Below are 20,121 nucleotides of genomic sequence, written 5' to 3' on the forward strand. Positions count from 1 at the left end.
CACCTAATTTCTCAAAAGTACAAGAAGTGCCGTTAACAAGATGAATAGAAGCATCGTAAACGTGTCTTTCATGCCCCAGACAAGCTGGCGGTATTTCGTGCGCCCTTCTCCCCCGCGGTAGCCTCTCGCTTCCATAGCGGTCGCCAATTCCTCCGCACGCTTAAACGCACTGACGAAAAGCGGGACAAGCAAAGGAACGATCGCTTTCAAACGATCCTTTAGAGGCCCGCTTGTAAAATCAACACCTCTTGCCATTTGTGCTTTCATGATTTTGTCTGTCTCTTCTAGTAAAGTCGGAATAAATCGAAGAGAGATGGACATCATGAGGGCAAGCTCATGAACAGGCAGTTTGATTTTACGGAACGGATGCAGCAGCTTCTCCATACCGTCCGTCACTTCTATTGGCGTTGTGGTTAACGTAAGAAGTGTCGTCATCATAATAAGATACACAAAACGCAGTGAAATGAAGATCCCCTGCTTTAAACCCTCTTCATAAATATTCAGAAAACCAAAGTGAAATAGCAAGGCGCCATCCTTTGTCATGAAAATATGCAGAATAAAGGTAAACAGGACAATCCATAGGATCGGCTTCATTCCCTTGAGAATAAAGTAAAGCGGCACCTGTGAAACCATCACCACAAGGATCGTAAAAACACCTAAAAGCCCGTAAGTGATGTAGTTATTAGCAAAAAAGACAATAAAAACGAAAAAGAAAATTGATAACAGCTTTGTCCTTGGATCAAGACGATGGACAAAGGATGAACCTGGCACATATTTGCCGATAATCATACTATCCATCATGATGTCGTGTCCTCCTGATAAAAAGCTGTTAAGGCTTCTGTCATTTCATCCATGGTCAGAAGCGGCCTTGGAAACGTGATGCCCAGCTTTTCTTCTACAGCCTGCTGGAATTTAATCGTTTCTGGGAGGTCGAGACCAAAAGAAGACATGTCTGTACGATTGGCAAACAATTCTCTCGGCGTACCTGTCGCCTTCACTGTTCCTTTATGCATCACAATCATTTGATCCGCATAATGGGCTGCATCCTCCATACTGTGTGTAACCAAAATCGTGGTGAGATTTGCTTTCTGATGAAGCTCATAAAACATGTCCATGATTTCTTTCCGTCCGCGTGGATCTAACCCTGCAGTCGGCTCATCAAGTACAAGCACTTCTGGCTCCATCGCTAGAACACCCGCAATCGCCACACGTCTCATTTGACCGCCGCTTAATTCAAAGGGTGATCGAGATAATAAGGATTCAGAAAGGCCTACAAGCTTCAGCATCTCCTTCGCCTTCGCTTCTGCCTTCTCCTGAGGAACGCCGAAATTCATCGGACCAAAGCAGATATCCTTAAGGATGGTCTCCTCAAAGAGCTGATGCTCAGGAAACTGGAACACGATGCCTACTTTTTTCCGGAGGGATTTCAAATCCTTCTGCTTTTTGTTGGCTTGTAAGACTGTATCTCCAAGTGCAATGCTTCCTTTTGTCGGTTTGAGTAATCCATTTAAGTGCTGCAGCAATGTGGATTTGCCAGAGCCCGTATGACCAATGACAGCGACATAGCTGCCCTCTTTGATGGAAGCATTGACATCATACAAAGCGAGACGCTCAAACGGCGTTTTCATTTGATAACGATGCTCTAATTCTTTGATCGTAATGTCCATAGCTCTTTCACCAATCCTTCTTGTGTCAAATGGGCATTTGCAAGCGGCACACCTTGCTGCTTCAATTGCTTGCTTAACCGGTAGGAAAATGGAAGATCAAGTCCAATTTGAACCAGCTGTTCATCTAGTTCAAATACTTCTTCTGGTGTTCCCTCGGCAAATTTCTTCCCACCATTCAGCACAATGACGCGATCTGCCTTCGCAGCCTCGTCTAAATCATGTGTGATGGAAATGACTGTGACCGTTCCTTGTTCCTTCAGCAGTCTAACAGTCTCTAACACTTCTTCCCGGCCAATCGGATCAAGCATTGATGTTGCTTCATCCAAGATCATGATGTCAGGGCTTGCGGCAAGCACACCTGCAATGGCGACTCTCTGCTTTTGCCCGCCTGATAGATGGTGCGGCTCTTGATCAAGAAACTCCAGCATATTGACCTGTTTGACAGCCCAATCTACACGTTCTATCATCAATTCCCGCTCAACCCCATTATTTTCTAAACCAAAAGCCACATCATCACGAACCGTCGAGCCAACGAATTGGTTATCTGGGTTTTGAAAGACCATTCCGACCTTTTTGCGAATATCCCAAACACTCTCTTCTTTTAGCTCAATCTCACCAACTTTGACCGTTCCAGCATCCGGTAAAATGAGCCCATTCAGCACACGGGCAAGTGTGGATTTACCTGAACCGTTATGACCAACAATGGCGAGCCATTCATTTTGATTCACATGCAATGACACTTGATCTAAAGCGGGCTTGTCCGCATCTTTGTGATAACGAAATACAATGTCCTTTACGTCAATTAATGTCTTCCCCATCTCTACCGGACCTCCTCTCAGCTCAACCTCTTCTTTGCTTATTGCTAAAAAGCCGTAGTATCTAAAAAAGGGCATAGATCCAGTTATGAACTGTCCCGCCCTTTCTTAGATACACGCTATATGATTAAACTAATTCAATGACAGCCATTGGTGCGCCATCGCCGCGACGAGGTCCAAGCTTCATGATACGAGTGTATCCACCTTGGCGATCTTCGTAGCGAGTTGCAACGTCAGCGAACAATTTTTGAAGTGCATCTTGGTTTGTTTCAGCGTTAGCTACTTCGTTACGAATGTAAGCTGCAGCTTGACGGCGAGCATGAAGATCTCCGCGTTTGCCAAGAGTGATCATTTTTTCAACTACAGAGCGAAGTTCTTTCGCACGTGTTTCAGTTGTTTCTATGCGTTCGTTGATGATCAAATCAGTCGTTAGGTCACGAAGCATTGCTTTACGTTGTGCACTAGTGCGTCCTAGCTTTCTGTATGCCATGTGATGTCCCCTCCTTAATTAGAGATGCTGTATGAATAAAAAACACACGAAAATCCTAGTTCACAATGAAACTAGTCAATCGTCTTTACGAAGACCCAGTCCAAGTTCTTCTAGTTTCGCTTTCACTTCTTCAAGAGATTTACGTCCAAGGTTACGAACTTTCATCATATCCTCTTCTGTCTTGTTAGCAAGCTCTTGAACAGTGTTAATACCCGCACGCTTCAAACAGTTGTAAGAACGAACAGAAAGATCAAGCTCTTCAATTGTCATTTCAAGCACTTTTTCTTTTTGGTCTTCTTCTTTCTCAACCATAATTTCTGCATGCTGAGCTTCGTCAGTTAACCCAACGAAAATATTAAGGTGTTCAGTTAAAATCTTAGAACCTAGAGCGATCGCTTCTTTCGGTCCCGTGCTTCCATCAGTCCATACATCTAGTGTTAGTTTATCATAGTTTGTGATTTGCCCAACACGGGTGTTCTCCACTTGATAAGTCACACGAGATACAGGTGTATAGATTGAGTCGATCGGAATCACACCGATTGGCTGATCGTCTCTTTTGTTTGTATCAGCAGGACTATACCCGCGACCTCTTTGTGCAGTTAAGCGAACACGGAAGCTCGCATTCTTGCCAAGAGTTGCGATGTGAAGATCTGGATTTAAGATTTCAATATCGCTGTCGTGTGTAATATCAGCAGCTGTTACAGTACCTTCATCTTGTACATCAATTTCAAGCGTCTTCTCTTCTTCAGAGTAGATTTTGAGTGCAAGCTTTTTAATGTTTAAGATAATCGTTGTAACATCTTCAACCACGCCTTCGATCGTTGAGAATTCGTGTAAGACACCATCTATCTGGATCGATGTTACAGCTGCACCAGGAAGTGAGGATAAAAGGATACGACGAAGGGAGTTCCCTAAAGTGGTACCATATCCACGCTCAAGTGGCTCTACGACAAACTTGCCATACTTGGCATCGTCGCTGATTTCAACCGTTTCGATTTTTGGTTTTTCAATTTCGATCATCTAATAAAACCCTCCTTCAAAACGTCGAAACCTCGAATAGAATCATATGAGATTCCATCCGAAATTCCTCATTGTTTAGTCCCGTATGTGCTCAGGCAACGAGTCGTGTATTGGTCTCATAAATAACTGTATCATAACCCATTATTGACAGGGACACAAAATCTATACAAACAAATTACACGCGGCGACGTTTTGGTGGACGGCATCCGTTATGAGGAACTGGAGTTACGTCTCTGATTGCAGTAACTTCAAGACCTGCAGCTTGAAGCGCACGAATTGCAGCTTCACGACCAGAACCAGGACCTTTAACAGTTACTTCAAGTGTTTTAAGACCATGTTCGATAGAACCTTTAGCAGCAGTTTCAGCAGCCATTTGTGCAGCGAAAGGAGTAGATTTACGAGAACCTCTGAATCCTAATGCACCAGCACTTGACCAAGAAATTGCGTTTCCATGAACATCAGTAATCGTTACAATCGTGTTGTTGAAAGTGGAACGGATATGAGCGATTCCAGCTTCAATATTCTTTTTCACGCGACGTTTACGCGTATTTGATTTACGAGCAGCAGCCATTCTTTAACTACCTCCTTTACTTATTTTTTCTTGTTAGCTACAGTACGACGCGGACCTTTACGAGTGCGCGCGTTGTTTTTTGTGTTTTGTCCACGAACAGGAAGTCCTCTGCGATGACGGATTCCGCGGTAGCTTCCGATTTCAATTAGACGCTTAATGTTAAGTGAAACTTCACGACGAAGGTCACCTTCTACTTTAAGTTTGTCAATGATATCACGGATTTTACCAAGTTCGTCTTCAGTTAGATCGCGAACGCGAGTGTCTTCAGAAACACCTGCTTCTTTAAGGACTTGTTGAGCAGTCGTACGACCAATTCCAAAAACATATGTTAAAGAAATGACAACACGCTTATCACGTGGAATATCTACACCAGCAATACGAGCCATGATTTGGGCACCTCCTTGTTATTAGCCTTGTTTTTGTTTATGTTTTGGGTTTTCACAGATCACCATTACTTTTCCTTTTCTGCGAATCACTTTACATTTTTCACAGATAGGTTTAACAGATGGTCTCACTTTCATGTGTTTCCAACCTCCTTCTTCCGGAGTTGCTTTATTTGTAACGGTACGTAATTCTACCACGAGTTAAGTCATATGGAGATAATTCTACCGTAACTTTGTCTCCAGGTAAAATGCGAATGAAGTGCATACGGATTTTTCCTGATACATGAGCCAAAACTGTATGACCATTCTCTAGTTCAACTTTGAACATTGCATTTGGCAAAGTTTCAACTACAGTACCTTCCACTTCAATTACATCGTCTTTCGCCATTCAAGTGTTCTCCCTTCTTCAAATCAGTAACTTGCTCTCTGATAAATGTCCAAATGAGATCAACTCAATGTCCATCTATCACCCGACCTGTTTTGAATATACTGTTCTGAACTTCCGGAGATACGCAATCATAAAAGGTTAAATGATTGATATTTTTTTCTTAGGAGAATGAAATTTACGCTTTTTCTCCGTCTGCGATTAGTACATGGCAGCCATCGAACCTGTCGATGACAACTGTATACTGATCTTGTTCTTTCCTTGGACTATACAGACAACCTGCCCGATTTGGGCCTGAAAGGCTTCAGTGAAGACCTAAATCTTAGTCAGTATATCAAAACCTGTATCTGTAATCGCAATCGTATGCTCAAAGTGAGCACACTTTTTCCCATCAACCGTTACAACCGTCCAGTTATCAGCCAGTGTTTTCACATATCGGCTGCCTGCGTTCACCATCGGTTCGATGGCCAACACCATTCCAGGTTTTAGCCGTGGGCCTTTGTTGGGCGGACCATAATGAGGAATTTGAGGGTCCTCATGAAGATCCTGTCCGACCCCATGTCCAACATATTCTCTAACAACTGAGAAATTCTCACCTTCAACATACGTTTGTATGGCATGGGAAATGTTCGACAGACGTTCACCTGGCTTTGCTTCCTGTAAGCCTTTATATAGAGATTCCTCTGTGACTTCCAGTAGTTTGCGGTCTTCATCACTGATTACCCCAACTGGATAAGTCCAAGCAGAGTCACCATGATAGCCATTTAACTTTGCGCCGATATCGATACTAATGATGTCTCCATCACGTAAAACCCGTTTACCAGGAATACCGTGAACGAGTTCTTCATTCACCGAAACGCAAATGCTCCCGCGAAAACCATTATACCCTTTAAAAGATGGGATTGCACCCTGCTTTGTAATAAAACGTTCGGCAATTTGATCCAATTCTTTTGTCGAAATACCTGGTTTTATGTGTTTCTTCAGCTCTTCATGAGTCAGTGCGACAATGCGTCCAGCTTCTCTCATAATCTCAAGCTCGCGAGGAGTTTTACAGATAATCATTTATTTAATCCCCCAAGCAGTTCCTTGATATCTGCGTATACATCGTTAATGTGCTTCGCTCCATCAATGTTTACAAGATATCCTTTTTCTGAATAGAAGTTCAGTAAAGGTTCAGTCTGCTTTAAGTTTACTTCAAGTCTAGTCGAAACGGTTTCTGCATTATCATCTGCACGTTGATAAAGCTCGCCTCCACACTTGTCGCAAACATTTTCTTTCGCAGGCGGATTGAATACTAAATGATATGTTGCTCCGCAATTTTTGCAAATTCTTCGGCCAGTCAGACGCTCCATCAAAGCATCTTTATCGACTTTTATATTAATGACATAATCAATCGTTCTGCCAAGGTCCTTTAGAATTTCTTCTAAAGCTTCAGCCTGAGCGACTGTTCGCGGAAATCCGTCCAGAAGAAAACCTTGCTCACAATCATTCTTGCCAAGTCTTTCTCTAACAATACCGATTGTGACCTCATCAGGAACAAGCTCTCCTTTATCGATAAAGGATTTTGCTTCGAGCCCAAGTTGTGTCTCCTCTTTCATAGCAGCGCGGAACATATCTCCTGTTGAGATATGAGGGATCCCATAATCATCAACAATTCGTTCTGCCTGAGTGCCTTTACCAGCACCCGGAAGCCCCATTAAGACTAAGTTCATTTCGGATTTCCCCTTCCTTACTTAGAGAGGTTGGGCAGGAGCCCAGCCCTCTGTTTTATTTCATAAATCCACGGTAGTTTCGTTTCACTAATTGGCTTTCAAGCTGTTTCATTGTTTCAAGTGCAACACCGACAACAATGAGAAGACTTGTGCCGCCAATTTGTGCAGCGGAAGGTAATCCAGCGAATTGAATGAAAAAGATAGGAAGTATTGAAATCACGGCTAAGAAAATGGCGCCCACAAACGTGAGTCGGTACAAAATACTCGTAATTCTATCTTGAGTCATTTTCCCTGGACGAACTCCCGGGATATAGCCACCCTGCTTTTGCAGATTTTCAGCCATTTGTTCAGGATTTACTTGGACAAAGGCATAAAAATATGTGAAAGCAACAATCAGTGCTACATAAATCGTCATACCGATTGGCTTAGTATAGTCAAAGTTGTTGGTTATCCAAGTTGTGACATTATTAGTTCCGAAGAACGATGCGACCGTCTGCGGAGTAATAATGAACGAAACGGCAAAGATGACTGGAATCACCCCTGCTGGATTCACTTTCAATGGAAGATGCGTTGCTTGACTAGCAGACATTTGTGCACGGCCAGTTCCTTTTGAATATTGAATTGCAATCTTTCTCACTGCCATTTGAATGTAAATAACACCTATAACAATGATAAGAATGGCAATCACAATAAGGGCAATTTTAAGGATTTGCATGAACAGCTGTCCATCTCCACCTACAAACTGCTGAGCGTACACTTGTTTTAATGTTTGAGGGATACCTGCGATGATACCGGAAAAGATAATAATCGATATACCGTTACCAACACCATGAGCAGTAATCTGCTCACCCAGCCACATTAAAAATGCTGTTCCCGCAGTGAGTACGACCGCAATTAAGAGATACGTTGACACACCAGGGTTTTCAATCAGCATGCCTCCTGCCATATTGTTGAATCCATATGACATTCCTAGCGCCTGGATAAATCCTAGAACAATTGTAAAATACCTTGTGAATTGTGCTAATTTTCGGCGGCCAACCTCTCCTTGCTTTGACCACTCAGTAAACTTCGGAACAACATCCATCTGCAAGAGCTGGATGATGATCGAAGCAGTGATATACGGCATAATCCCCATTGCAAGAATGGAGAATTGGAAAAGTGCCCCGCCCCCAAATGTATTGAGGATCCCGAAAACACTCATTTGATCCTGTGCCTGGAGAACTTCGGCGTTCACATTAGGCACAGGGATGAAAGCACCTATACGAAAGACGACTAACATTAAAAGTGTGAATATAATCTTATTCCGTATATCTTTCACGCGCATAAAATTGGAGATTGTCTTAAACAAGTTAGATCACCTCGGCTGTACCGCCAGCAGCTTCAATAGCTTCTTTCGCAGAAGCAGAGAATTTATTGGCTTTTACAGTTAATTTTTTTTCTAATTTACCGTTGCCAAGAATTTTTACTCCTGCTTTTAACTTGCTTAATGCACCAGTCTCTAGAAGAAGTTCAGGAGTGACTTCCGTTCCTTCGTCAAAACTGTTTAATCTGTCTAAGTTGATTACCGCGTAATCTTTACGGTTGATGTTTGTAAAACCACGTTTTGGAAGGCGTTGGAATAAAGGCATTTGTCCACCTTCGAATCCAGGGCGTACACCGCCGCCAGAACGAGCGTTTTGACCTTTATGACCTTTACCAGAAGTTTTACCGTTACCTGATCCAATACCACGACCAACACGGTTGCGTACTTTACGTGAACCTTCTGAAGGCTTCAATTCATGAAGTTTCATTTGGGCACCTCCTTATCGATTAAAAATGTTTTATTGTTCTTTAACAGAAACTAAATGAGACACCTTGTTAATCATGCCGCGGATCGCTGCATTGTCTTCATGTACGACTGTTTGGTTTGTTTTCTTTAGACCAAGAGTACGAACAGTGACACGCTGATCTTCAGGGCGACCGATTACACTGCGTTTGAGGGTAATTTCTAATTTATTTGCCATTATTGTTCCCTCCTTATCCTAACAGGTCTTCTACAGATTTTCCACGAAGCTTCGCTACATCTTCAGCACGTTTAAGTTCACTTAAACCTTGAAGTGTTGCGCGGATCATGTTGATCGGTGTATTAGAACCTAGAGATTTAGAAAGGATATCAGCTAGACCAGCAAGCTCAAGTACCGCACGCACTGGGCCTCCAGCGATAACTCCTGTACCTTCTGAAGCAGGCTTCAATAGAACGTTTCCTGCACCGAATCGACCGATGATTTCATGTGGAATTGTAGTTCCAACCATTGGTACTTCAATTAAATTCTTTTTCGCATCTTCAACAGCTTTGCGGATTGCTTCTGGTACTTCTTGCGCTTTACCAGTACCGAAACCAACATGACCGTTTTTGTCACCGACAACAACTAAAGCTGCAAAACGGAAACGACGTCCACCTTTAACAACTTTCGCTACGCGGTTAACCGTAACTAAGCGTTCTTCTAACTCTAATTTGCTTGGGTCAATACGACTCATTCGGATGTGTCCCTCCTTCTTTTATTAAAATTTAAGTCCAGCCTCACGAGCAGCTTCAGCTAGAGCTTTTACACGTCCATGATATAAGTATCCTCCGCGGTCAAATACCACGTTAGAGATTCCTTTTTCAACAGCACGTTTTGCAACAACTTCGCCAACTTTAATAGCAGCTGCAGTGTCAGAACTATTCTCGACCTTTAACTCTTTATCAAGAGTAGAAGCACTTACAAGTGTTACACCGTTAACATCATCAATTACTTGAGCGTAGATATTCTTGTTAGAACGGAAAACGTTAAGGCGAGGTCTTTCAGCAGTACCTGAAAGTTTCGCACGAACACGAGCATGTCTTTTAAGACGAGTAGCGTTTTTGCTAGTTTTCGTAATCATCCGAGTCACTCCTTTCTTCACTTTAAGCGATCTTACTTACCAGTTTTTCCTTCTTTACGGCGAACGAATTCACCTTCGTAACGAATTCCTTTACCTTTGTAAGGCTCTGGAGAACGGACAGCGCGGATGTTAGAAGCAAGAGCTCCTACACGCTCTTTATCGATACCTTTAACGATTACTTTCGTTTGAGATGGAACTTCGACTTCAACTCCAGCCTCAGGAACGATTTCAACTGGATGAGAGTATCCAACGTTAAGAACAAGTTTGTTTCCAGATTTAGCTGCACGGTAACCGACACCGATAAGTTCTAAACCTCTTTCGAAACCTTTAGATACACCTTCAACCATGTTTGCAAGCAAGCTACGTGTTGTACCATGTAATGCACGGTGTTCTTTATGTTCAGACGGACGGCTTACAGTTAAGACGTTGTCCTCAATTTTAATTTCCATATCAGGGTGAAACGTACGAGTTAGTTCACCTTTTGGTCCCTTTACTGTCACTGTGTTATCGTTGTTTGTCACAGTTACTCCTGAAGGGATCTCAAGTAGTTTTTTACCTATGCGAGACATACCAAGCACCTCCATTCATCTTAAGCTTTTTTTACCATACGTAAGCAAGTACTTCTCCACCAGCTTGTTTAGCACGGGCTTCTTTGTCCGATAAAACACCTTGTGATGTAGAAATAATTGCGATTCCAAGTCCGTTAAGTACACGTGGTACTTCATTTGATTTCGCATATACGCGTAAACCAGGTTTACTGATTCTTTTTAGACCAGTGATAACACGCTCGTTGTTTTGACCGTATTTAAGGAACATACGGATAATTCCTTGTTTGCTGTCTTCAACGTATTCAACGTCACGGATAAAACCTTCACGCTTTAAGATTTCAGCAATTTCTCTTTTGATTTTTGAAGCCGGTACTTCTAGCTTCTCATGACGTACCATGTTCGCATTGCGAATACGAGTCAGCAAATCTGCAATCGGATCTGTCATAACCATTATTTAATAACCTCCTTCCCATTTATGGGGATTACCAGCTGGCTTTTTTAACGCCAGGAATTTGTCCTTTATATGCAAGTTCGCGGAAACAAATACGGCAAAGTTTAAACTTACGAATAACTGAATGTGGACGTCCACAACGTTCGCAGCGCGTATACTCTTGAACTTTAAACTTTTGTTTGCGTTGTTGCTTCGCAATCATAGACTTTTTAGCCACGATTTCGCCTCCCTTTCATTGATTATTTCTGGAACGGCATACCTACTTGAGTTAATAACTCACGTGCTTCTTCGTCCGTATTGGCAGTAGTAACGATAACGATATCCATACCGCGGACCTTTGATACTTTATCGTAATCAATTTCTGGGAAGATTAACTGTTCTTTAATACCAAGCGTGTAGTTTCCACGTCCGTCGAAAGATTTCTTAGAAATCCCACGGAAGTCACGTACACGTGGTAAAGATACAGAAATAAGTTTATCAAGGAAATCATACATGCGCTCTCCGCGAAGTGTTACTTTCGCACCGATTGGCATTCCTTCACGTAGACGGAATCCAGCAATAGACTTCTTCGCACGAGTAACGACAGGTTTTTGACCAGCGATAAACGTTAATTCTTCAACAGCAGTATCGATTGCTTTAGCGTTTTGAACTGCGTCACCAACACCCATGTTGATCACGATTTTTTCGATTTTTGGCACTTGCATTACTGAAGTGTATTCAAACTTAGAAACTAATGCAGGTGTAATTTCTTTTACATACTTTTCTTTAAGGCGGTTCATGAGAAAGACCTCCCTTCCTTATTTACTATTTATCTAGAACTTGCCCAGATTTTTTCGCTACACGGACTTTCTTTCCGTCCTCAACTTTATACCCAACACGTGTCACTTCACCCGTTTTAGGATCAAGCGGCATTACGTTTGATACGTGAATCGACGCTTCCTGTTCAGAAATTCCGCCTTGAGGGTTAGCTTGGGTTGGTTTAGAGTGTTTTTTCACAAGGTTAATACCTTCTACTAAAACACGGTCACTCTTAGGGAAAGCAGCAAGGATGACTCCTTGTTTACCTTTATCTTTACCAGAGATAACCACTACTTTATCGCCCTTTTTAACATGCATTTAATCGCACCTCCTTGAGTCGGGGATTGTATTCATTAAAGTACTTCTGGTGCTAGAGAAACAATTTTCATATAGTTATTTTCACGAAGTTCACGTGCTACTGGTCCGAAGATACGAGTTCCACGCGGGCTCTTGTCGTCACGGATGATGACACATGCATTTTCATCAAAACTGATGTAAGATCCATCGTTTCTGCGAGCTCCGCTCTTTGTACGAACGATAACTGCTTTCACAACTTCACCTTTTTTGACAACGCCTCCTGGTGTTGCTTGTTTAACCGTACAAACAATGACATCACCGATGTTAGCCGTCTTACGTCCAGAGCCACCAAGAACTTTAATCGTTAGTACTTCGCGTGCGCCAGAGTTGTCAGCTACTTTTAAACGAGTCTCCTGTTGAATCATTAATGTTACCTCCCTTCGGAAAAAGAAATCCGAACTTTATTAGATAATAACAGCTTCTTCGACAACTTCAACTAGACGAAAGCGTTTAGTCGCAGATAAAGGACGAGTTTCCATGACCTTTACGATGTCTCCGATTTTTGCTTGGTTGTTTTCATCATGTGCTTTGAACTTTTTAGAGTATCTTACACGTTTGCCATAAAGTGAATGCTTTTTGTATGTTTCAACAACAACAGTGATGGTTTTATCCATTTTGTCAGAAACAACACGACCTTGATACACTTTACGTTGGTTACGTTCGCTCATGTTTGCGGGGCCTCCCCTCTAATTATTATTTATTAGCAGCGATTTCTCTTTGACGAATCACAGTTTTCATGCGTGCGATTGATTTACGCACTTCACGAATGCGAGCAGTGTTTTCAAGCTGCCCAGTCGCTAATTGGAAACGAAGATTGAAAAGTTCTTCTTTAAGAGACTTTACTTTTTGTTCAATTTCAGCAGTGGTAAGGTCACGAATTTCATTAGCTTTCATTTGATTCACCACCAATTTCTTCACGTTTTACGAACTTCGTTTTAATTGGCAATTTGTGAGATGCAAGGCGAAGAGCTTCACGAGCAACTTCTTCAGACACACCAGAAATTTCAAATAAAACTTTGCCCGGTTTTACTACAGCTACCCATCCTTCTGGAGCACCTTTACCGGAACCCATGCGGACCTCTAGAGGTTTTGCTGTGTATGGCTTAGAAGGGAAAATTTTAATCCAAACTTTACCGCCACGTTTCATGTAACGAGTCATAGCAATACGAGCAGCTTCGATTTGACGGTTAGTAATCCATGAAGCTTCTAGAGCTTGGATACCGAACTCACCGAAATGTACTTCAGTGCCGCCTTTTGCACGACCACGCATTTTCCCACGATGTTCTCTGCGATACTTCACGCGTTTTGGCAATAACATATTATTTTCCTCCTTCCGCAGTATTCTTCTTAGTTGGAAGGACTTCTCCACGATAGATCCATACTTTTACGCCAAGCTTACCATAAGTAGTGTCAGCTTCAGCAGTAGCATAGTCAATGTCAGCACGAAGTGTGTGCAACGGAACAGTACCTTCACTGTAATATTCAGAACGAGCAATATCTGCACCGCCAAGACGACCAGAAACCATTGTTTTGATTCCTTGTGCTCCAGCACGCATTGTGCGTTGGATTGTTTGTTTTTGTGCACGACGGAATGAAATACGATTTTCAAGTTGACGAGCGATGTTTTCAGCAACTAGCTGAGCATCAAGATCTGCTCTCTTGATTTCAAGAATGTTGATGTGTACACGTTTGCCAGTTAGGCTGTTAAGAGCTTTACGAAGTGCTTCAACTTCAGATCCGCCTTTACCAATTACCATACCTGGTTTAGCCGTGTGGATTGTGATATTTACGCGGTTTGCAGCACGTTCGATTTCTACTTTAGAAACAGACGCGTCAGACAAACGCTTGCTGATGAATTCACGGATTTTCAAGTCTTCATGTAAGAAGTCAGCGTAATCTTTACCTGCGAACCATTTAGATTCCCAATCACGAATGACGCCAATACGAAGACCTACTGGATTTACCTTTTGACCCACGGATTATCCCTCCTTCTTTTCTGATACAACGATTGTAATGTGGCTAGTACGTTTGTTAATTGCGCTCGCACGACCCATAGCACGTGGACGGAATCTCTTAAGTGTTGGACCTTCGTCAACGAATGCTTGAGTAATCACTAGGCTGTTAGCGTCCAACTCGTAGTTGTGCTCAGCGTTTGCGATAGCAGATTTTAATACTTTTTCAATAATTGGTGAAGCAGCCTTAGGTGTAAGGTTTAAGATAGAAACTGCTTCTCCTACTTGCTTACCTCGGATCAGGTCCATTACTAGACGTGCTTTACGAGGAGCAATACGGACTGTTCTTGCGACAGCTTTAGCTTGCATTTAAAAGCCTCCTCTCATTAGCGTCTTGTTTTTTTATCGTCACTAGCATGACCTTTGTAAGTACGGCTTGGTGCGAATTCGCCCAATTTGTGACCTACCATATCTTCAGAAATGAAAACAGGTACATGTTTGCGTCCGTCATAGACAGCGATTGTGTGACCGATGAATTGTGGGAAAATTGTAGAACGACGAGACCAAGTTTTTACGACTTGCTTTTTGTCAGTTTCATTCAATTTCTCGACTTTAGCCATCAAATGATCATCAACAAATGGTCCTTTTTTTAAGCTGCGAGCCATTGTGGAACCTCCCTTCGTGATTGAACTACGGTCCTAAATGAACCGTAGACAACCCCGTTACTTGTTTTTACGACGACGTACAATGAATTTATCAGACTTGTTGGTTTTCTTACGAGTCTTGAATCCAAGAGTCGGTTTACCCCATGGAGACATTGGTGATTTACGTCCGATTGGAGCGCGTCCTTCACCACCGCCGTGTGGGTGATCGTTAGGGTTCATTACAGAACCACGAACTGTTGGGCGTACGCCTTTCCAGCGAGAACGTCCAGCTTTACCGATGTTAATTAATTCGTGTTGCTCGTTTCCAACTTGACCGATAGTCGCACGGCAAGCAGAAAGAATCATGCGAACTTCTCCTGAGTTCAAACGTACAAGAACGTATTTACCTTCTTTACCAAGAACTTGAGCAGAAGTACCAGCAGAACGAACTAATTGTCCACCTTTACCTGGTTTCAATTCAATGTTATGCACAACTGTACCAACTGGGATGTTGATAAGTGGAAGCGCGTTACCTGGTTTGATGTCAGCTTCTGGTCCAGAAGTAACTTCAGTACCAACTTGAATTCCTTTTGGAGCAAGAATGTAACGTTTCTCACCATCTGCATAGTTTACAAGAGCGATGTTCGCTGAACGGTTTGGATCATACTCGATTGTAGCAACGCGTCCAGGTATACCATCTTTATCACGCTTAAAGTCGATGATACGGTATTGACGTTTATGACCGCCACCTTGATGACGAACAGTCAATCTACCTTGGTTGTTACGTCCGCCTTTTTTGTGTAGCGGTGCAAGCAACGATTTTTCTGGTTTGTCAGTCGTGATTTCAGCAAAATCTGAAGTAGTCATGCCACGACGACCATTACTGGTTGGTTTATACTTTTTAATCGCCATTTTGAATTTCCCTCCTTCTTTTTAAGATTTACGCTTCAAAAATTTCGATTTCTTTGCTGTCAGCAGTTAATTTCACGATCGCTTTTCTGCGACGGCTAGTCATACCAGTGTAGCGTCCAACGCGTTTAGATTTTCCTTTGTAGTTTTGAACGTTGACTTTCTCAACTTTCACTCCAAAGATTTCTTCAACAGCGTCTTTCACTTCTGTTTTGTTAGCTCTGACATCAACTTCGAACGTGTACTTCTTCTCTGTCATTAGATCAGCAGAACGTTCAGTAATGATAGGGCGCTTTAGAACATCACGAGGATCTTTCATTATGCAAGTCCCTCCTCTACTTTTTCAACCGCTGCTTTAGTGATCAGAAGTTTGTCGTGGTTGACAACGTCAAGAACGTTGATACCTTTAGCTTCAACAACTGTTACTCCAGGGATGTTACGAGCAGATAAAGCTACTGTTTCGTTTGCATCCGCAGTGACGATCAACGCTTTCTTCTCAACAGATAACCCTTTAAGGATGCCTGCGAATTCTTTCGTTTTCACTGCATCAAGAGTCAAATCTTCAAGAACGATGATGTTGTTGTCGATTACTTTAGAAGACAATACTGACTTGATAGCCAAGCGGCGAACTTTTTTAGGTAATTTATAAGAATAGCTGCGTGGTGTTGGACCGAATACGATACCGCCTCCGCGCCATTGTGGTGAACGGATAGAACCTTGACGAGCACGACCTGTACCCTTCTGTCTCCAAGGCTTACGACCTCCGCCACGTACTTCAGAACGAGTTTTTACTTTGTGAGTTCCTTGACGTAAGGAAGCTCTTTGCATAAGAATAGCATCGAATACTACGCTTTCGTTTGGCTCGATTCCAAACACAGAAGCGTTTAATTCGATTTCACCGTTAGTAGAACCGTTTTGGTTAAATAATGCTACTTTTGGCATGACTTGTTTCCTCCTTTCCTAAGAGAGTTATTTAGATTTAACTGCACTCTTTACAGTTACTAGAGATTTTTTAGCTCCTGGTACGTTCCCTTTGATCAATAGAAGATTGCGTTCTGCATCAACTTTAACGATCTCAAGGTTTTGGACAGTGATTTGCTCTCCGCCCATACGTCCTGGAAGAAGTTTACCTTTGAATACGCGGTTTGGATCAACAGGTCCCATTGAACCAGGACGACGGTGATAACGTGAACCGTGAGTCATTGGTCCGCGTGATTGTCCGTGGCGCTTGATAGCCCCTTGGAATCCTTTACCTTTTGATGTTCCTGTTACATCTACGATATCTCCATTTGCAAAAATATCAACCTTGACTTCCTGACCAACTTCATACGCATCTAACTCCACACCGCGTAATTCTTTTACGAAGCGCTTAGGAGCAGTTTCCGCTTTAGCAACGTGGCCTTTCTCTGGTTTGTTAGAAAGCTTTTCACGTTTGTCATCAAAACCGATTTGGATTGCTTCATAGCCATCCGTATCAGCAGTCTTCTTTTGAAGAACAACGTTAGCAGCAGCCTCAACAACAGTTACAGGGATAAGATCACCGTTTTCTGCGAATACTTGCGTCATACCAATTTTTCTACCTAAGATTCCTTTGGTCATTCGTCACACCTCCTATAATATGTGTTTTCTATTTGAATTAAAGTTTGATTTCGATATCTACACCAGATGGTAAATCTAAACGCATAAGTGCATCAACTGTTTGCGGAGTTGGATCCACGATGTCGATTAGACGTTTGTGAGTACGCATCTCGAATTGCTCACGAGAATCTTTGTACTTATGAACCGCACGAAGGATTGTGTAAACTGATTTTTCAGTTGGAAGCGGGATCGGACCAGATACACTAGCACCAGAACGCTTAGCCGTTTCAACAATCTTCTCAGCAGATTGATCAAGAATTCTATGATCATATGCTTTTAAACGAATACGAATTTTTTGTTTTGCCATTATTTTCCCTCCTTTTCGCCTACTTACGTTAGACAGTTCTCCGTGAGAAAAACCTGATCACCTTGCCATGGCAAAGCGGCCGGGTGTGTCAGCAACCTCTCACTTCATCGCAGTCAAAGACCAACATGCACTATTGTACCAAATTGGCCTGCGTGTTGCAATAATAAATCGGATAAATTTATGATTTGCACACTTTTCATATTATACAGGGGTTCAGCCTATAAATCAAGCTTTCCCTGAAGATGATGTACAGCAGTCTTTCTTACGATCCGAATAAATTCATCTGGCTCTTCAATATGCGGGGAATGGGCAGATTCTTTAAAGGTGAACCATTCTTTTATCGGTGCTGTTAATTGATCAACATATGGTTTTGTTACAGCAGCGGGCGTAATCATGTCATGTTCACCAATGATAAAGTAGCACGGTATTAATATAGTAGAAACTCGGTATTGAATACTCTCATTCATCAGTTCATTCCATAGCTTGTCCTGACTAAACTTCTGTCCTTTCAGGAATCTCCATTTATCTTTCAGCTGATAATGCTTACTATGAAGAAACGCGTTCATCATTTGAAAAATCGGCTTCCACTTATGTGTGAGCCCTACTTTTGCGAACTCTTTATATAGAGAGAACAAAGCATGAGCAGAGGTTCGTTTCCACGGGGGAGGTGTCAGTAATCGCAGGCAGCTAGTGAGCAGTCGATTGCGATGGTATTTCTTCAGAAGAAGTTCGTACGACACAATATCTTCTTTTAATACATCCACGACCTGACTAATCCCATAATATGCATGATATAAATCCGGACGTTTATGTACTGCTTGTATCGCAATCAGCGCTCCCCATGAGTACCCAGCGATGTACAGTTTTGAATGACCTAAATACGAAAGAAGCTTTTCGGTCAGTTCAATCGTATCTTCAACAAATTGCTGAATAGTCATCGAAGCAGCGGGAATATTCTTTTGATAGGAAAGTCCTGCCCCACGCTGATCCCAATGGACGACTGTAAAGTCTTGATCTAATTCCTCATGAAAGGAATCGATATAACTGATTTGAGCTGAGCCGGGCCCACCGTGTAAAAATAAAAAAACGGGTTTTGTTTTATTCAGGTGATTTTCTTTCATCATAATCCATTGGTCAACTCCGCCGATCAACCATTTCTTCAAATATGTCTTCGCCATTCCAGTGATCCTCTCGGTTCCATTTAGATTCTATAGCTTATAGTAGCCGTTCTGGTCTGGAAAAGCAAAAAAAGAGACCCTTTTGCAAGGAGTCTCTTTTATATGTTTATTATTTAATGATAGTTGAAACGACACCAGAACCTACAGTACGTCCACCCTCACGGATAGAGAAACGAGTTCCTTCTTCGATAGCGATAGTAGAGATAAGTTCAACTTCCATCTCAGTGTTATCGCCAGGCATAACCATTTCAGTACCTTCTGGAAGATGTACGATACCAGTTACGTCAGTTGTACGGAAGTAGAACTGCGGACGGTAGTTAGTGAAGAATGGAGTATGACGTCCACCCTCTTCTTTAGAAAGTACATAAACTTCAGCTTTGAAACGGCTATGTGGAGTGATTGTACCTGGTTTAGCAAGTACTTGACCACGTTGGATATCTTCACGAGATACACCACGAAGTAGTGCACCGATGTTGTCACCAGCTTCAGCATAGTCAAGAAGCTTACGGAACATTTCAACACCTGTAACAGTTGTTTTACCGTTTTCTTCTTGAAGACCGATGATTTCAACTTCGTCACCGACTTTAACTTGTCCACGCTCAACACGACCAGTAGCAACTGTTCCACGACCAGTGATTGAGAATACGTCCTCAACTGGCATCATGAATGGCTTCTCAGTGTCACGTTCTGGAGTTGGGATGTACTCATCAACCGCATCCATAAGTTCAAAGATTTTTGCTTCGTAATCAGCATCTCCTTCAAGAGCTTTAAGAGCAGAACCTTTGATAACTGGTACATCGTCACCAGGGAAGTCATAGTCAGAAAGAAGGTCACGAACTTCCATTTCAACAAGTTCAAGTAACTCTTCATCGTCAACCATGTCACATTTGTTAAGGAATACAACGATGTAAGGTACACCTACGTTACGAGAAAGCAGGATGTGCTCACGTGTTTGTGGCATTGGACCGTCAGCAGCAGATACTACTAAGATCGCACCGTCCATTTGAGCAGCACCAGTGATCATGTTTTTAACGTAGTCAGCGTGTCCTGGGCAGTCTACGTGTGCATAGTGACGAGTTTCAGTTTCATACTCAACGTGTGCAGTTGAGATTGTGATTCCACGCTCGCGCTCTTCAGGAGCACCATCGATTTGATCATAAGCCATAGCTGTACCTTTACCAGATTTCTTATGAAGAACTGTTGAGATAGCAGCAGTTAGAGTTGTTTTACCATGGTCAACGTGTCCAATTGTACCAATGTTAGCATGCGATTTGGAACGGTCGAATTTTTCTTTAGCCATTCTAAAAATCCTCCTTAAAGGTCATTGTATTTGGTATAGAGTGATAGAAAGTGAAGAGTTACCTCTCACTTTCTGATCTTCAATAGTAGTTA

35 protein-coding genes are annotated in these 20,121 nt (G+C 42.3%); all 35 read right to left on the reverse strand.

Translation table 11 applies throughout. The annotated features are described in order from the left end of the window. Positions 1–3 precede the first annotated feature (3 nt). On the reverse strand, positions 4–801 hold the full coding sequence (locus tag R0K30_RS14680; protein WP_099728183.1) for an energy-coupling factor transporter transmembrane component T family protein: 798 nt from the start codon (positions 799–801) through the stop codon (positions 4–6). Next, on the reverse strand, positions 798–1,667 hold the full coding sequence (locus tag R0K30_RS14685; protein ID WP_099728184.1) for an energy-coupling factor ABC transporter ATP-binding protein: 870 nt from the start codon (positions 1,665–1,667) through the stop codon (positions 798–800). Before R0K30_RS14685 ends, R0K30_RS14680 begins: the two co-directional genes overlap by 4 nt. Then, on the reverse strand, positions 1,643–2,485 hold the full coding sequence (locus tag R0K30_RS14690; protein WP_256499217.1) for an energy-coupling factor ABC transporter ATP-binding protein: 843 nt from the start codon (positions 2,483–2,485) through the stop codon (positions 1,643–1,645). Before R0K30_RS14690 ends, R0K30_RS14685 begins: the two co-directional genes overlap by 25 nt. A gap of 124 nt (positions 2,486–2,609) precedes the next feature. Continuing rightward, positions 2,610–2,972 carry a 50S ribosomal protein L17 gene (gene rplQ / locus R0K30_RS14695; protein ID WP_003216944.1) on the reverse strand — a complete coding sequence of 121 codons (363 nt, stop codon included), beginning with the start codon at positions 2,970–2,972 and terminating at the stop codon, positions 2,610–2,612. Positions 2,973–3,047: 75 nt separating this feature from the next. Beyond that, complete coding sequence (locus R0K30_RS14700) at positions 3,048–3,992, reverse strand: DNA-directed RNA polymerase subunit alpha (protein WP_034323191.1); 945 nt, start codon at positions 3,990–3,992, stop codon at positions 3,048–3,050. Between the two features lie 175 nt (positions 3,993–4,167). Beyond that, positions 4,168–4,563, reverse strand: a complete 396-nt coding sequence (gene rpsK / locus R0K30_RS14705) for a 30S ribosomal protein S11 (protein WP_008356548.1) — start codon at positions 4,561–4,563, stop codon at positions 4,168–4,170. A 20-nt stretch (positions 4,564–4,583) separates the two neighbouring features. Further along, the gene (rpsM, locus tag R0K30_RS14710; protein ID WP_003217023.1) at positions 4,584–4,949 is read right to left on the reverse strand and encodes a 30S ribosomal protein S13; all 366 of its coding nucleotides are present in this window, start codon (positions 4,947–4,949) and stop codon (positions 4,584–4,586) included. A 21-nt stretch (positions 4,950–4,970) separates the two neighbouring features. Further along, on the reverse strand, positions 4,971–5,084 hold the full coding sequence (rpmJ, locus tag R0K30_RS14715; RefSeq protein ID WP_003156543.1) for a 50S ribosomal protein L36: 114 nt from the start codon (positions 5,082–5,084) through the stop codon (positions 4,971–4,973). Positions 5,085–5,115: 31 nt separating this feature from the next. Continuing rightward, positions 5,116–5,334, reverse strand: coding sequence for a translation initiation factor IF-1 (gene infA, locus R0K30_RS14720; protein ID WP_003178377.1), 219 nt, complete (start codon positions 5,332–5,334; stop codon positions 5,116–5,118). A gap of 312 nt (positions 5,335–5,646) precedes the next feature. After that, positions 5,647–6,393 carry a type I methionyl aminopeptidase gene (gene map, locus R0K30_RS14725; RefSeq protein WP_007496338.1) on the reverse strand — a complete coding sequence of 249 codons (747 nt, stop codon included), beginning with the start codon at positions 6,391–6,393 and terminating at the stop codon, positions 5,647–5,649. Then, complete coding sequence (locus R0K30_RS14730) at positions 6,390–7,043, reverse strand: adenylate kinase (RefSeq protein ID WP_099728185.1); 654 nt, start codon at positions 7,041–7,043, stop codon at positions 6,390–6,392. Before R0K30_RS14730 ends, map begins: the two co-directional genes overlap by 4 nt. 55 nt (positions 7,044–7,098) lie before the next feature. Next, entirely contained in the window at positions 7,099–8,391 is a 1,293-nt protein-coding gene (gene secY, locus R0K30_RS14735) for a preprotein translocase subunit SecY (RefSeq protein WP_034323198.1), read from the reverse strand. 1 nt (position 8,392) lies between these two features. Further along, positions 8,393–8,833: a 50S ribosomal protein L15 gene (gene rplO / locus R0K30_RS14740; RefSeq protein WP_034323201.1), complete on the reverse strand. Its 441-nt coding sequence runs from the start codon at positions 8,831–8,833 to the stop codon at positions 8,393–8,395. A gap of 30 nt (positions 8,834–8,863) precedes the next feature. Next, the gene (gene rpmD / locus R0K30_RS14745) at positions 8,864–9,046 is read right to left on the reverse strand and encodes a 50S ribosomal protein L30 (protein WP_003217067.1); all 183 of its coding nucleotides are present in this window, start codon (positions 9,044–9,046) and stop codon (positions 8,864–8,866) included. A 13-nt stretch (positions 9,047–9,059) separates the two neighbouring features. Beyond that, positions 9,060–9,560, reverse strand: a complete 501-nt coding sequence (rpsE, locus tag R0K30_RS14750) for a 30S ribosomal protein S5 (protein ID WP_007496332.1) — start codon at positions 9,558–9,560, stop codon at positions 9,060–9,062. 24 nt (positions 9,561–9,584) lie between these two features. Beyond that, on the reverse strand, positions 9,585–9,947 hold the full coding sequence (gene rplR / locus R0K30_RS14755) for a 50S ribosomal protein L18 (protein ID WP_099728186.1): 363 nt from the start codon (positions 9,945–9,947) through the stop codon (positions 9,585–9,587). Between the two features lie 32 nt (positions 9,948–9,979). After that, the gene (gene rplF, locus R0K30_RS14760; RefSeq protein WP_099728187.1) at positions 9,980–10,516 is read right to left on the reverse strand and encodes a 50S ribosomal protein L6; all 537 of its coding nucleotides are present in this window, start codon (positions 10,514–10,516) and stop codon (positions 9,980–9,982) included. Between the two features lie 31 nt (positions 10,517–10,547). Then, positions 10,548–10,946, reverse strand: coding sequence for a 30S ribosomal protein S8 (rpsH, locus tag R0K30_RS14765; protein WP_003217040.1), 399 nt, complete (start codon positions 10,944–10,946; stop codon positions 10,548–10,550). A 31-nt stretch (positions 10,947–10,977) separates the two neighbouring features. Beyond that, a complete protein-coding gene (gene rpsN, locus R0K30_RS14770; protein ID WP_008356542.1) occupies positions 10,978–11,163 on the reverse strand; it encodes a 30S ribosomal protein S14 in 186 nt (61 codons plus the stop codon). Positions 11,164–11,185: 22 nt separating this feature from the next. Then, positions 11,186–11,725 (reverse strand): 50S ribosomal protein L5, encoded by a 540-nt coding sequence (gene rplE, locus R0K30_RS14775; protein ID WP_099728188.1) that lies wholly within the window; start codon positions 11,723–11,725, stop codon positions 11,186–11,188. A gap of 25 nt (positions 11,726–11,750) precedes the next feature. Continuing rightward, complete coding sequence (gene rplX / locus R0K30_RS14780) at positions 11,751–12,062, reverse strand: 50S ribosomal protein L24 (protein ID WP_034323211.1); 312 nt, start codon at positions 12,060–12,062, stop codon at positions 11,751–11,753. A gap of 35 nt (positions 12,063–12,097) precedes the next feature. Next, the gene (rplN, locus tag R0K30_RS14785) at positions 12,098–12,466 is read right to left on the reverse strand and encodes a 50S ribosomal protein L14 (protein ID WP_003216882.1); all 369 of its coding nucleotides are present in this window, start codon (positions 12,464–12,466) and stop codon (positions 12,098–12,100) included. Between the two features lie 39 nt (positions 12,467–12,505). Next, the gene (gene rpsQ / locus R0K30_RS14790; RefSeq protein ID WP_003216906.1) at positions 12,506–12,769 is read right to left on the reverse strand and encodes a 30S ribosomal protein S17; all 264 of its coding nucleotides are present in this window, start codon (positions 12,767–12,769) and stop codon (positions 12,506–12,508) included. Positions 12,770–12,794: 25 nt separating this feature from the next. Next, the gene (rpmC, locus tag R0K30_RS14795; protein ID WP_003217155.1) at positions 12,795–12,995 is read right to left on the reverse strand and encodes a 50S ribosomal protein L29; all 201 of its coding nucleotides are present in this window, start codon (positions 12,993–12,995) and stop codon (positions 12,795–12,797) included. After that, a complete protein-coding gene (gene rplP, locus R0K30_RS14800; RefSeq protein ID WP_003225801.1) occupies positions 12,985–13,419 on the reverse strand; it encodes a 50S ribosomal protein L16 in 435 nt (144 codons plus the stop codon). The genes rpmC and rplP overlap by 11 nt, the downstream gene beginning before the upstream one ends. Before the next feature lies 1 nt (position 13,420). Beyond that, entirely contained in the window at positions 13,421–14,077 is a 657-nt protein-coding gene (gene rpsC / locus R0K30_RS14805; RefSeq protein ID WP_003217241.1) for a 30S ribosomal protein S3, read from the reverse strand. A gap of 3 nt (positions 14,078–14,080) precedes the next feature. Continuing rightward, the gene (rplV, locus tag R0K30_RS14810; RefSeq protein ID WP_007496316.1) at positions 14,081–14,422 is read right to left on the reverse strand and encodes a 50S ribosomal protein L22; all 342 of its coding nucleotides are present in this window, start codon (positions 14,420–14,422) and stop codon (positions 14,081–14,083) included. A gap of 17 nt (positions 14,423–14,439) precedes the next feature. Continuing rightward, on the reverse strand, positions 14,440–14,718 hold the full coding sequence (gene rpsS / locus R0K30_RS14815) for a 30S ribosomal protein S19 (RefSeq protein ID WP_003216920.1): 279 nt from the start codon (positions 14,716–14,718) through the stop codon (positions 14,440–14,442). A gap of 57 nt (positions 14,719–14,775) precedes the next feature. Beyond that, the gene (gene rplB / locus R0K30_RS14820) at positions 14,776–15,609 is read right to left on the reverse strand and encodes a 50S ribosomal protein L2 (protein WP_024425599.1); all 834 of its coding nucleotides are present in this window, start codon (positions 15,607–15,609) and stop codon (positions 14,776–14,778) included. 28 nt (positions 15,610–15,637) lie between these two features. Then, positions 15,638–15,925, reverse strand: coding sequence for a 50S ribosomal protein L23 (rplW, locus tag R0K30_RS14825; protein ID WP_003217016.1), 288 nt, complete (start codon positions 15,923–15,925; stop codon positions 15,638–15,640). Then, positions 15,925–16,548, reverse strand: a complete 624-nt coding sequence (gene rplD, locus R0K30_RS14830; RefSeq protein WP_099679362.1) for a 50S ribosomal protein L4 — start codon at positions 16,546–16,548, stop codon at positions 15,925–15,927. The genes rplW and rplD overlap by 1 nt, the downstream gene beginning before the upstream one ends. A gap of 27 nt (positions 16,549–16,575) precedes the next feature. Continuing rightward, positions 16,576–17,205, reverse strand: coding sequence for a 50S ribosomal protein L3 (gene rplC / locus R0K30_RS14835; protein WP_041084736.1), 630 nt, complete (start codon positions 17,203–17,205; stop codon positions 16,576–16,578). A gap of 37 nt (positions 17,206–17,242) precedes the next feature. Beyond that, positions 17,243–17,551, reverse strand: a complete 309-nt coding sequence (gene rpsJ / locus R0K30_RS14840) for a 30S ribosomal protein S10 (protein ID WP_099728190.1) — start codon at positions 17,549–17,551, stop codon at positions 17,243–17,245. 218 nt (positions 17,552–17,769) lie between these two features. After that, the gene (locus tag R0K30_RS14845) at positions 17,770–18,729 is read right to left on the reverse strand and encodes an alpha/beta fold hydrolase (RefSeq protein WP_410611466.1); all 960 of its coding nucleotides are present in this window, start codon (positions 18,727–18,729) and stop codon (positions 17,770–17,772) included. Between the two features lie 109 nt (positions 18,730–18,838). Further along, positions 18,839–20,029: an elongation factor Tu gene (gene tuf / locus R0K30_RS14850; protein WP_007496302.1), complete on the reverse strand. Its 1,191-nt coding sequence runs from the start codon at positions 20,027–20,029 to the stop codon at positions 18,839–18,841. Between the last annotated feature and the right edge of the window lie 92 nt (positions 20,030–20,121).

Origin of the sequence: Bacillus sp. SIMBA_154 (genome assembly GCF_046536015.1) — a bacterium.
Taxonomy (GTDB): Bacteria; Bacillota; Bacilli; order Bacillales; family Bacillaceae; genus Bacillus; species Bacillus pumilus_P.

Coding starts and splice junctions, on each gene's coding strand:
- R0K30_RS14680 (WP_099728183.1), bottom strand. CDS start 801: ATGATGGATAGTATGATTATCGGCAAATATGTGCCAGGTTCATCCTTT.
- R0K30_RS14685 (WP_099728184.1), bottom strand. CDS start 1,667: ATGGACATTACGATCAAAGAATTAGAGCATCGTTATCAAATGAAAACG.
- R0K30_RS14690 (WP_256499217.1), bottom strand. CDS start 2,485: ATGGGGAAGACATTAATTGACGTAAAGGACATTGTATTTCGTTATCAC.
- rplQ (WP_003216944.1), bottom strand. CDS start 2,972: ATGGCATACAGAAAGCTAGGACGCACTAGTGCACAACGTAAAGCAATG.
- R0K30_RS14700 (WP_034323191.1), bottom strand. CDS start 3,992: ATGATCGAAATTGAAAAACCAAAAATCGAAACGGTTGAAATCAGCGAC.
- rpsK (WP_008356548.1), bottom strand. CDS start 4,563: ATGGCTGCTGCTCGTAAATCAAATACGCGTAAACGTCGCGTGAAAAAG.
- rpsM (WP_003217023.1), bottom strand. CDS start 4,949: ATGGCTCGTATTGCTGGTGTAGATATTCCACGTGATAAGCGTGTTGTC.
- rpmJ (WP_003156543.1), bottom strand. CDS start 5,084: ATGAAAGTGAGACCATCTGTTAAACCTATCTGTGAAAAATGTAAAGTG.
- infA (WP_003178377.1), bottom strand. CDS start 5,334: ATGGCGAAAGACGATGTAATTGAAGTGGAAGGTACTGTAGTTGAAACT.
- map (WP_007496338.1), bottom strand. CDS start 6,393: ATGATTATCTGTAAAACTCCTCGCGAGCTTGAGATTATGAGAGAAGCT.
- R0K30_RS14730 (WP_099728185.1), bottom strand. CDS start 7,043: ATGAACTTAGTCTTAATGGGGCTTCCGGGTGCTGGTAAAGGCACTCAG.
- rplO (WP_034323201.1), bottom strand. CDS start 8,833: ATGAAACTTCATGAATTGAAGCCTTCAGAAGGTTCACGTAAAGTACGC.
- rpmD (WP_003217067.1), bottom strand. CDS start 9,046: ATGGCAAATAAATTAGAAATTACCCTCAAACGCAGTGTAATCGGTCGC.
- rpsE (WP_007496332.1), bottom strand. CDS start 9,560: ATGAGTCGTATTGACCCAAGCAAATTAGAGTTAGAAGAACGCTTAGTT.
- rplR (WP_099728186.1), bottom strand. CDS start 9,947: ATGATTACGAAAACTAGCAAAAACGCTACTCGTCTTAAAAGACATGCT.
- rplF (WP_099728187.1), bottom strand. CDS start 10,516: ATGTCTCGCATAGGTAAAAAACTACTTGAGATCCCTTCAGGAGTAACT.
- rpsH (WP_003217040.1), bottom strand. CDS start 10,946: ATGGTTATGACAGATCCGATTGCAGATTTGCTGACTCGTATTCGCAAT.
- rplE (WP_099728188.1), bottom strand. CDS start 11,725: ATGAACCGCCTTAAAGAAAAGTATGTAAAAGAAATTACACCTGCATTA.
- rplX (WP_034323211.1), bottom strand. CDS start 12,062: ATGCATGTTAAAAAGGGCGATAAAGTAGTGGTTATCTCTGGTAAAGAT.
- rplN (WP_003216882.1), bottom strand. CDS start 12,466: ATGATTCAACAGGAGACTCGTTTAAAAGTAGCTGACAACTCTGGCGCA.
- rpsQ (WP_003216906.1), bottom strand. CDS start 12,769: ATGAGCGAACGTAACCAACGTAAAGTGTATCAAGGTCGTGTTGTTTCT.
- rpmC (WP_003217155.1), bottom strand. CDS start 12,995: ATGAAAGCTAATGAAATTCGTGACCTTACCACTGCTGAAATTGAACAA.
- rplP (WP_003225801.1), bottom strand. CDS start 13,419: ATGTTATTGCCAAAACGCGTGAAGTATCGCAGAGAACATCGTGGGAAA.
- rplV (WP_007496316.1), bottom strand. CDS start 14,422: ATGCAAGCTAAAGCTGTCGCAAGAACAGTCCGTATTGCTCCTCGTAAA.
- rpsS (WP_003216920.1), bottom strand. CDS start 14,718: ATGGCTCGCAGCTTAAAAAAAGGACCATTTGTTGATGATCATTTGATG.
- rplB (WP_024425599.1), bottom strand. CDS start 15,609: ATGGCGATTAAAAAGTATAAACCAACCAGTAATGGTCGTCGTGGCATG.
- rplW (WP_003217016.1), bottom strand. CDS start 15,925: ATGAAAGATCCTCGTGATGTTCTAAAGCGCCCTATCATTACTGAACGT.
- rplD (WP_099679362.1), bottom strand. CDS start 16,548: ATGCCAAAAGTAGCATTATTTAACCAAAACGGTTCTACTAACGGTGAA.
- rplC (WP_041084736.1), bottom strand. CDS start 17,205: ATGACCAAAGGAATCTTAGGTAGAAAAATTGGTATGACGCAAGTATTC.
- rpsJ (WP_099728190.1), bottom strand. CDS start 17,551: ATGGCAAAACAAAAAATTCGTATTCGTTTAAAAGCATATGATCATAGA.
- R0K30_RS14845 (WP_410611466.1), bottom strand. CDS start 18,729: ATGGCGAAGACATATTTGAAGAAATGGTTGATCGGCGGAGTTGACCAA.
- tuf (WP_007496302.1), bottom strand. CDS start 20,029: ATGGCTAAAGAAAAATTCGACCGTTCCAAATCGCATGCTAACATTGGT.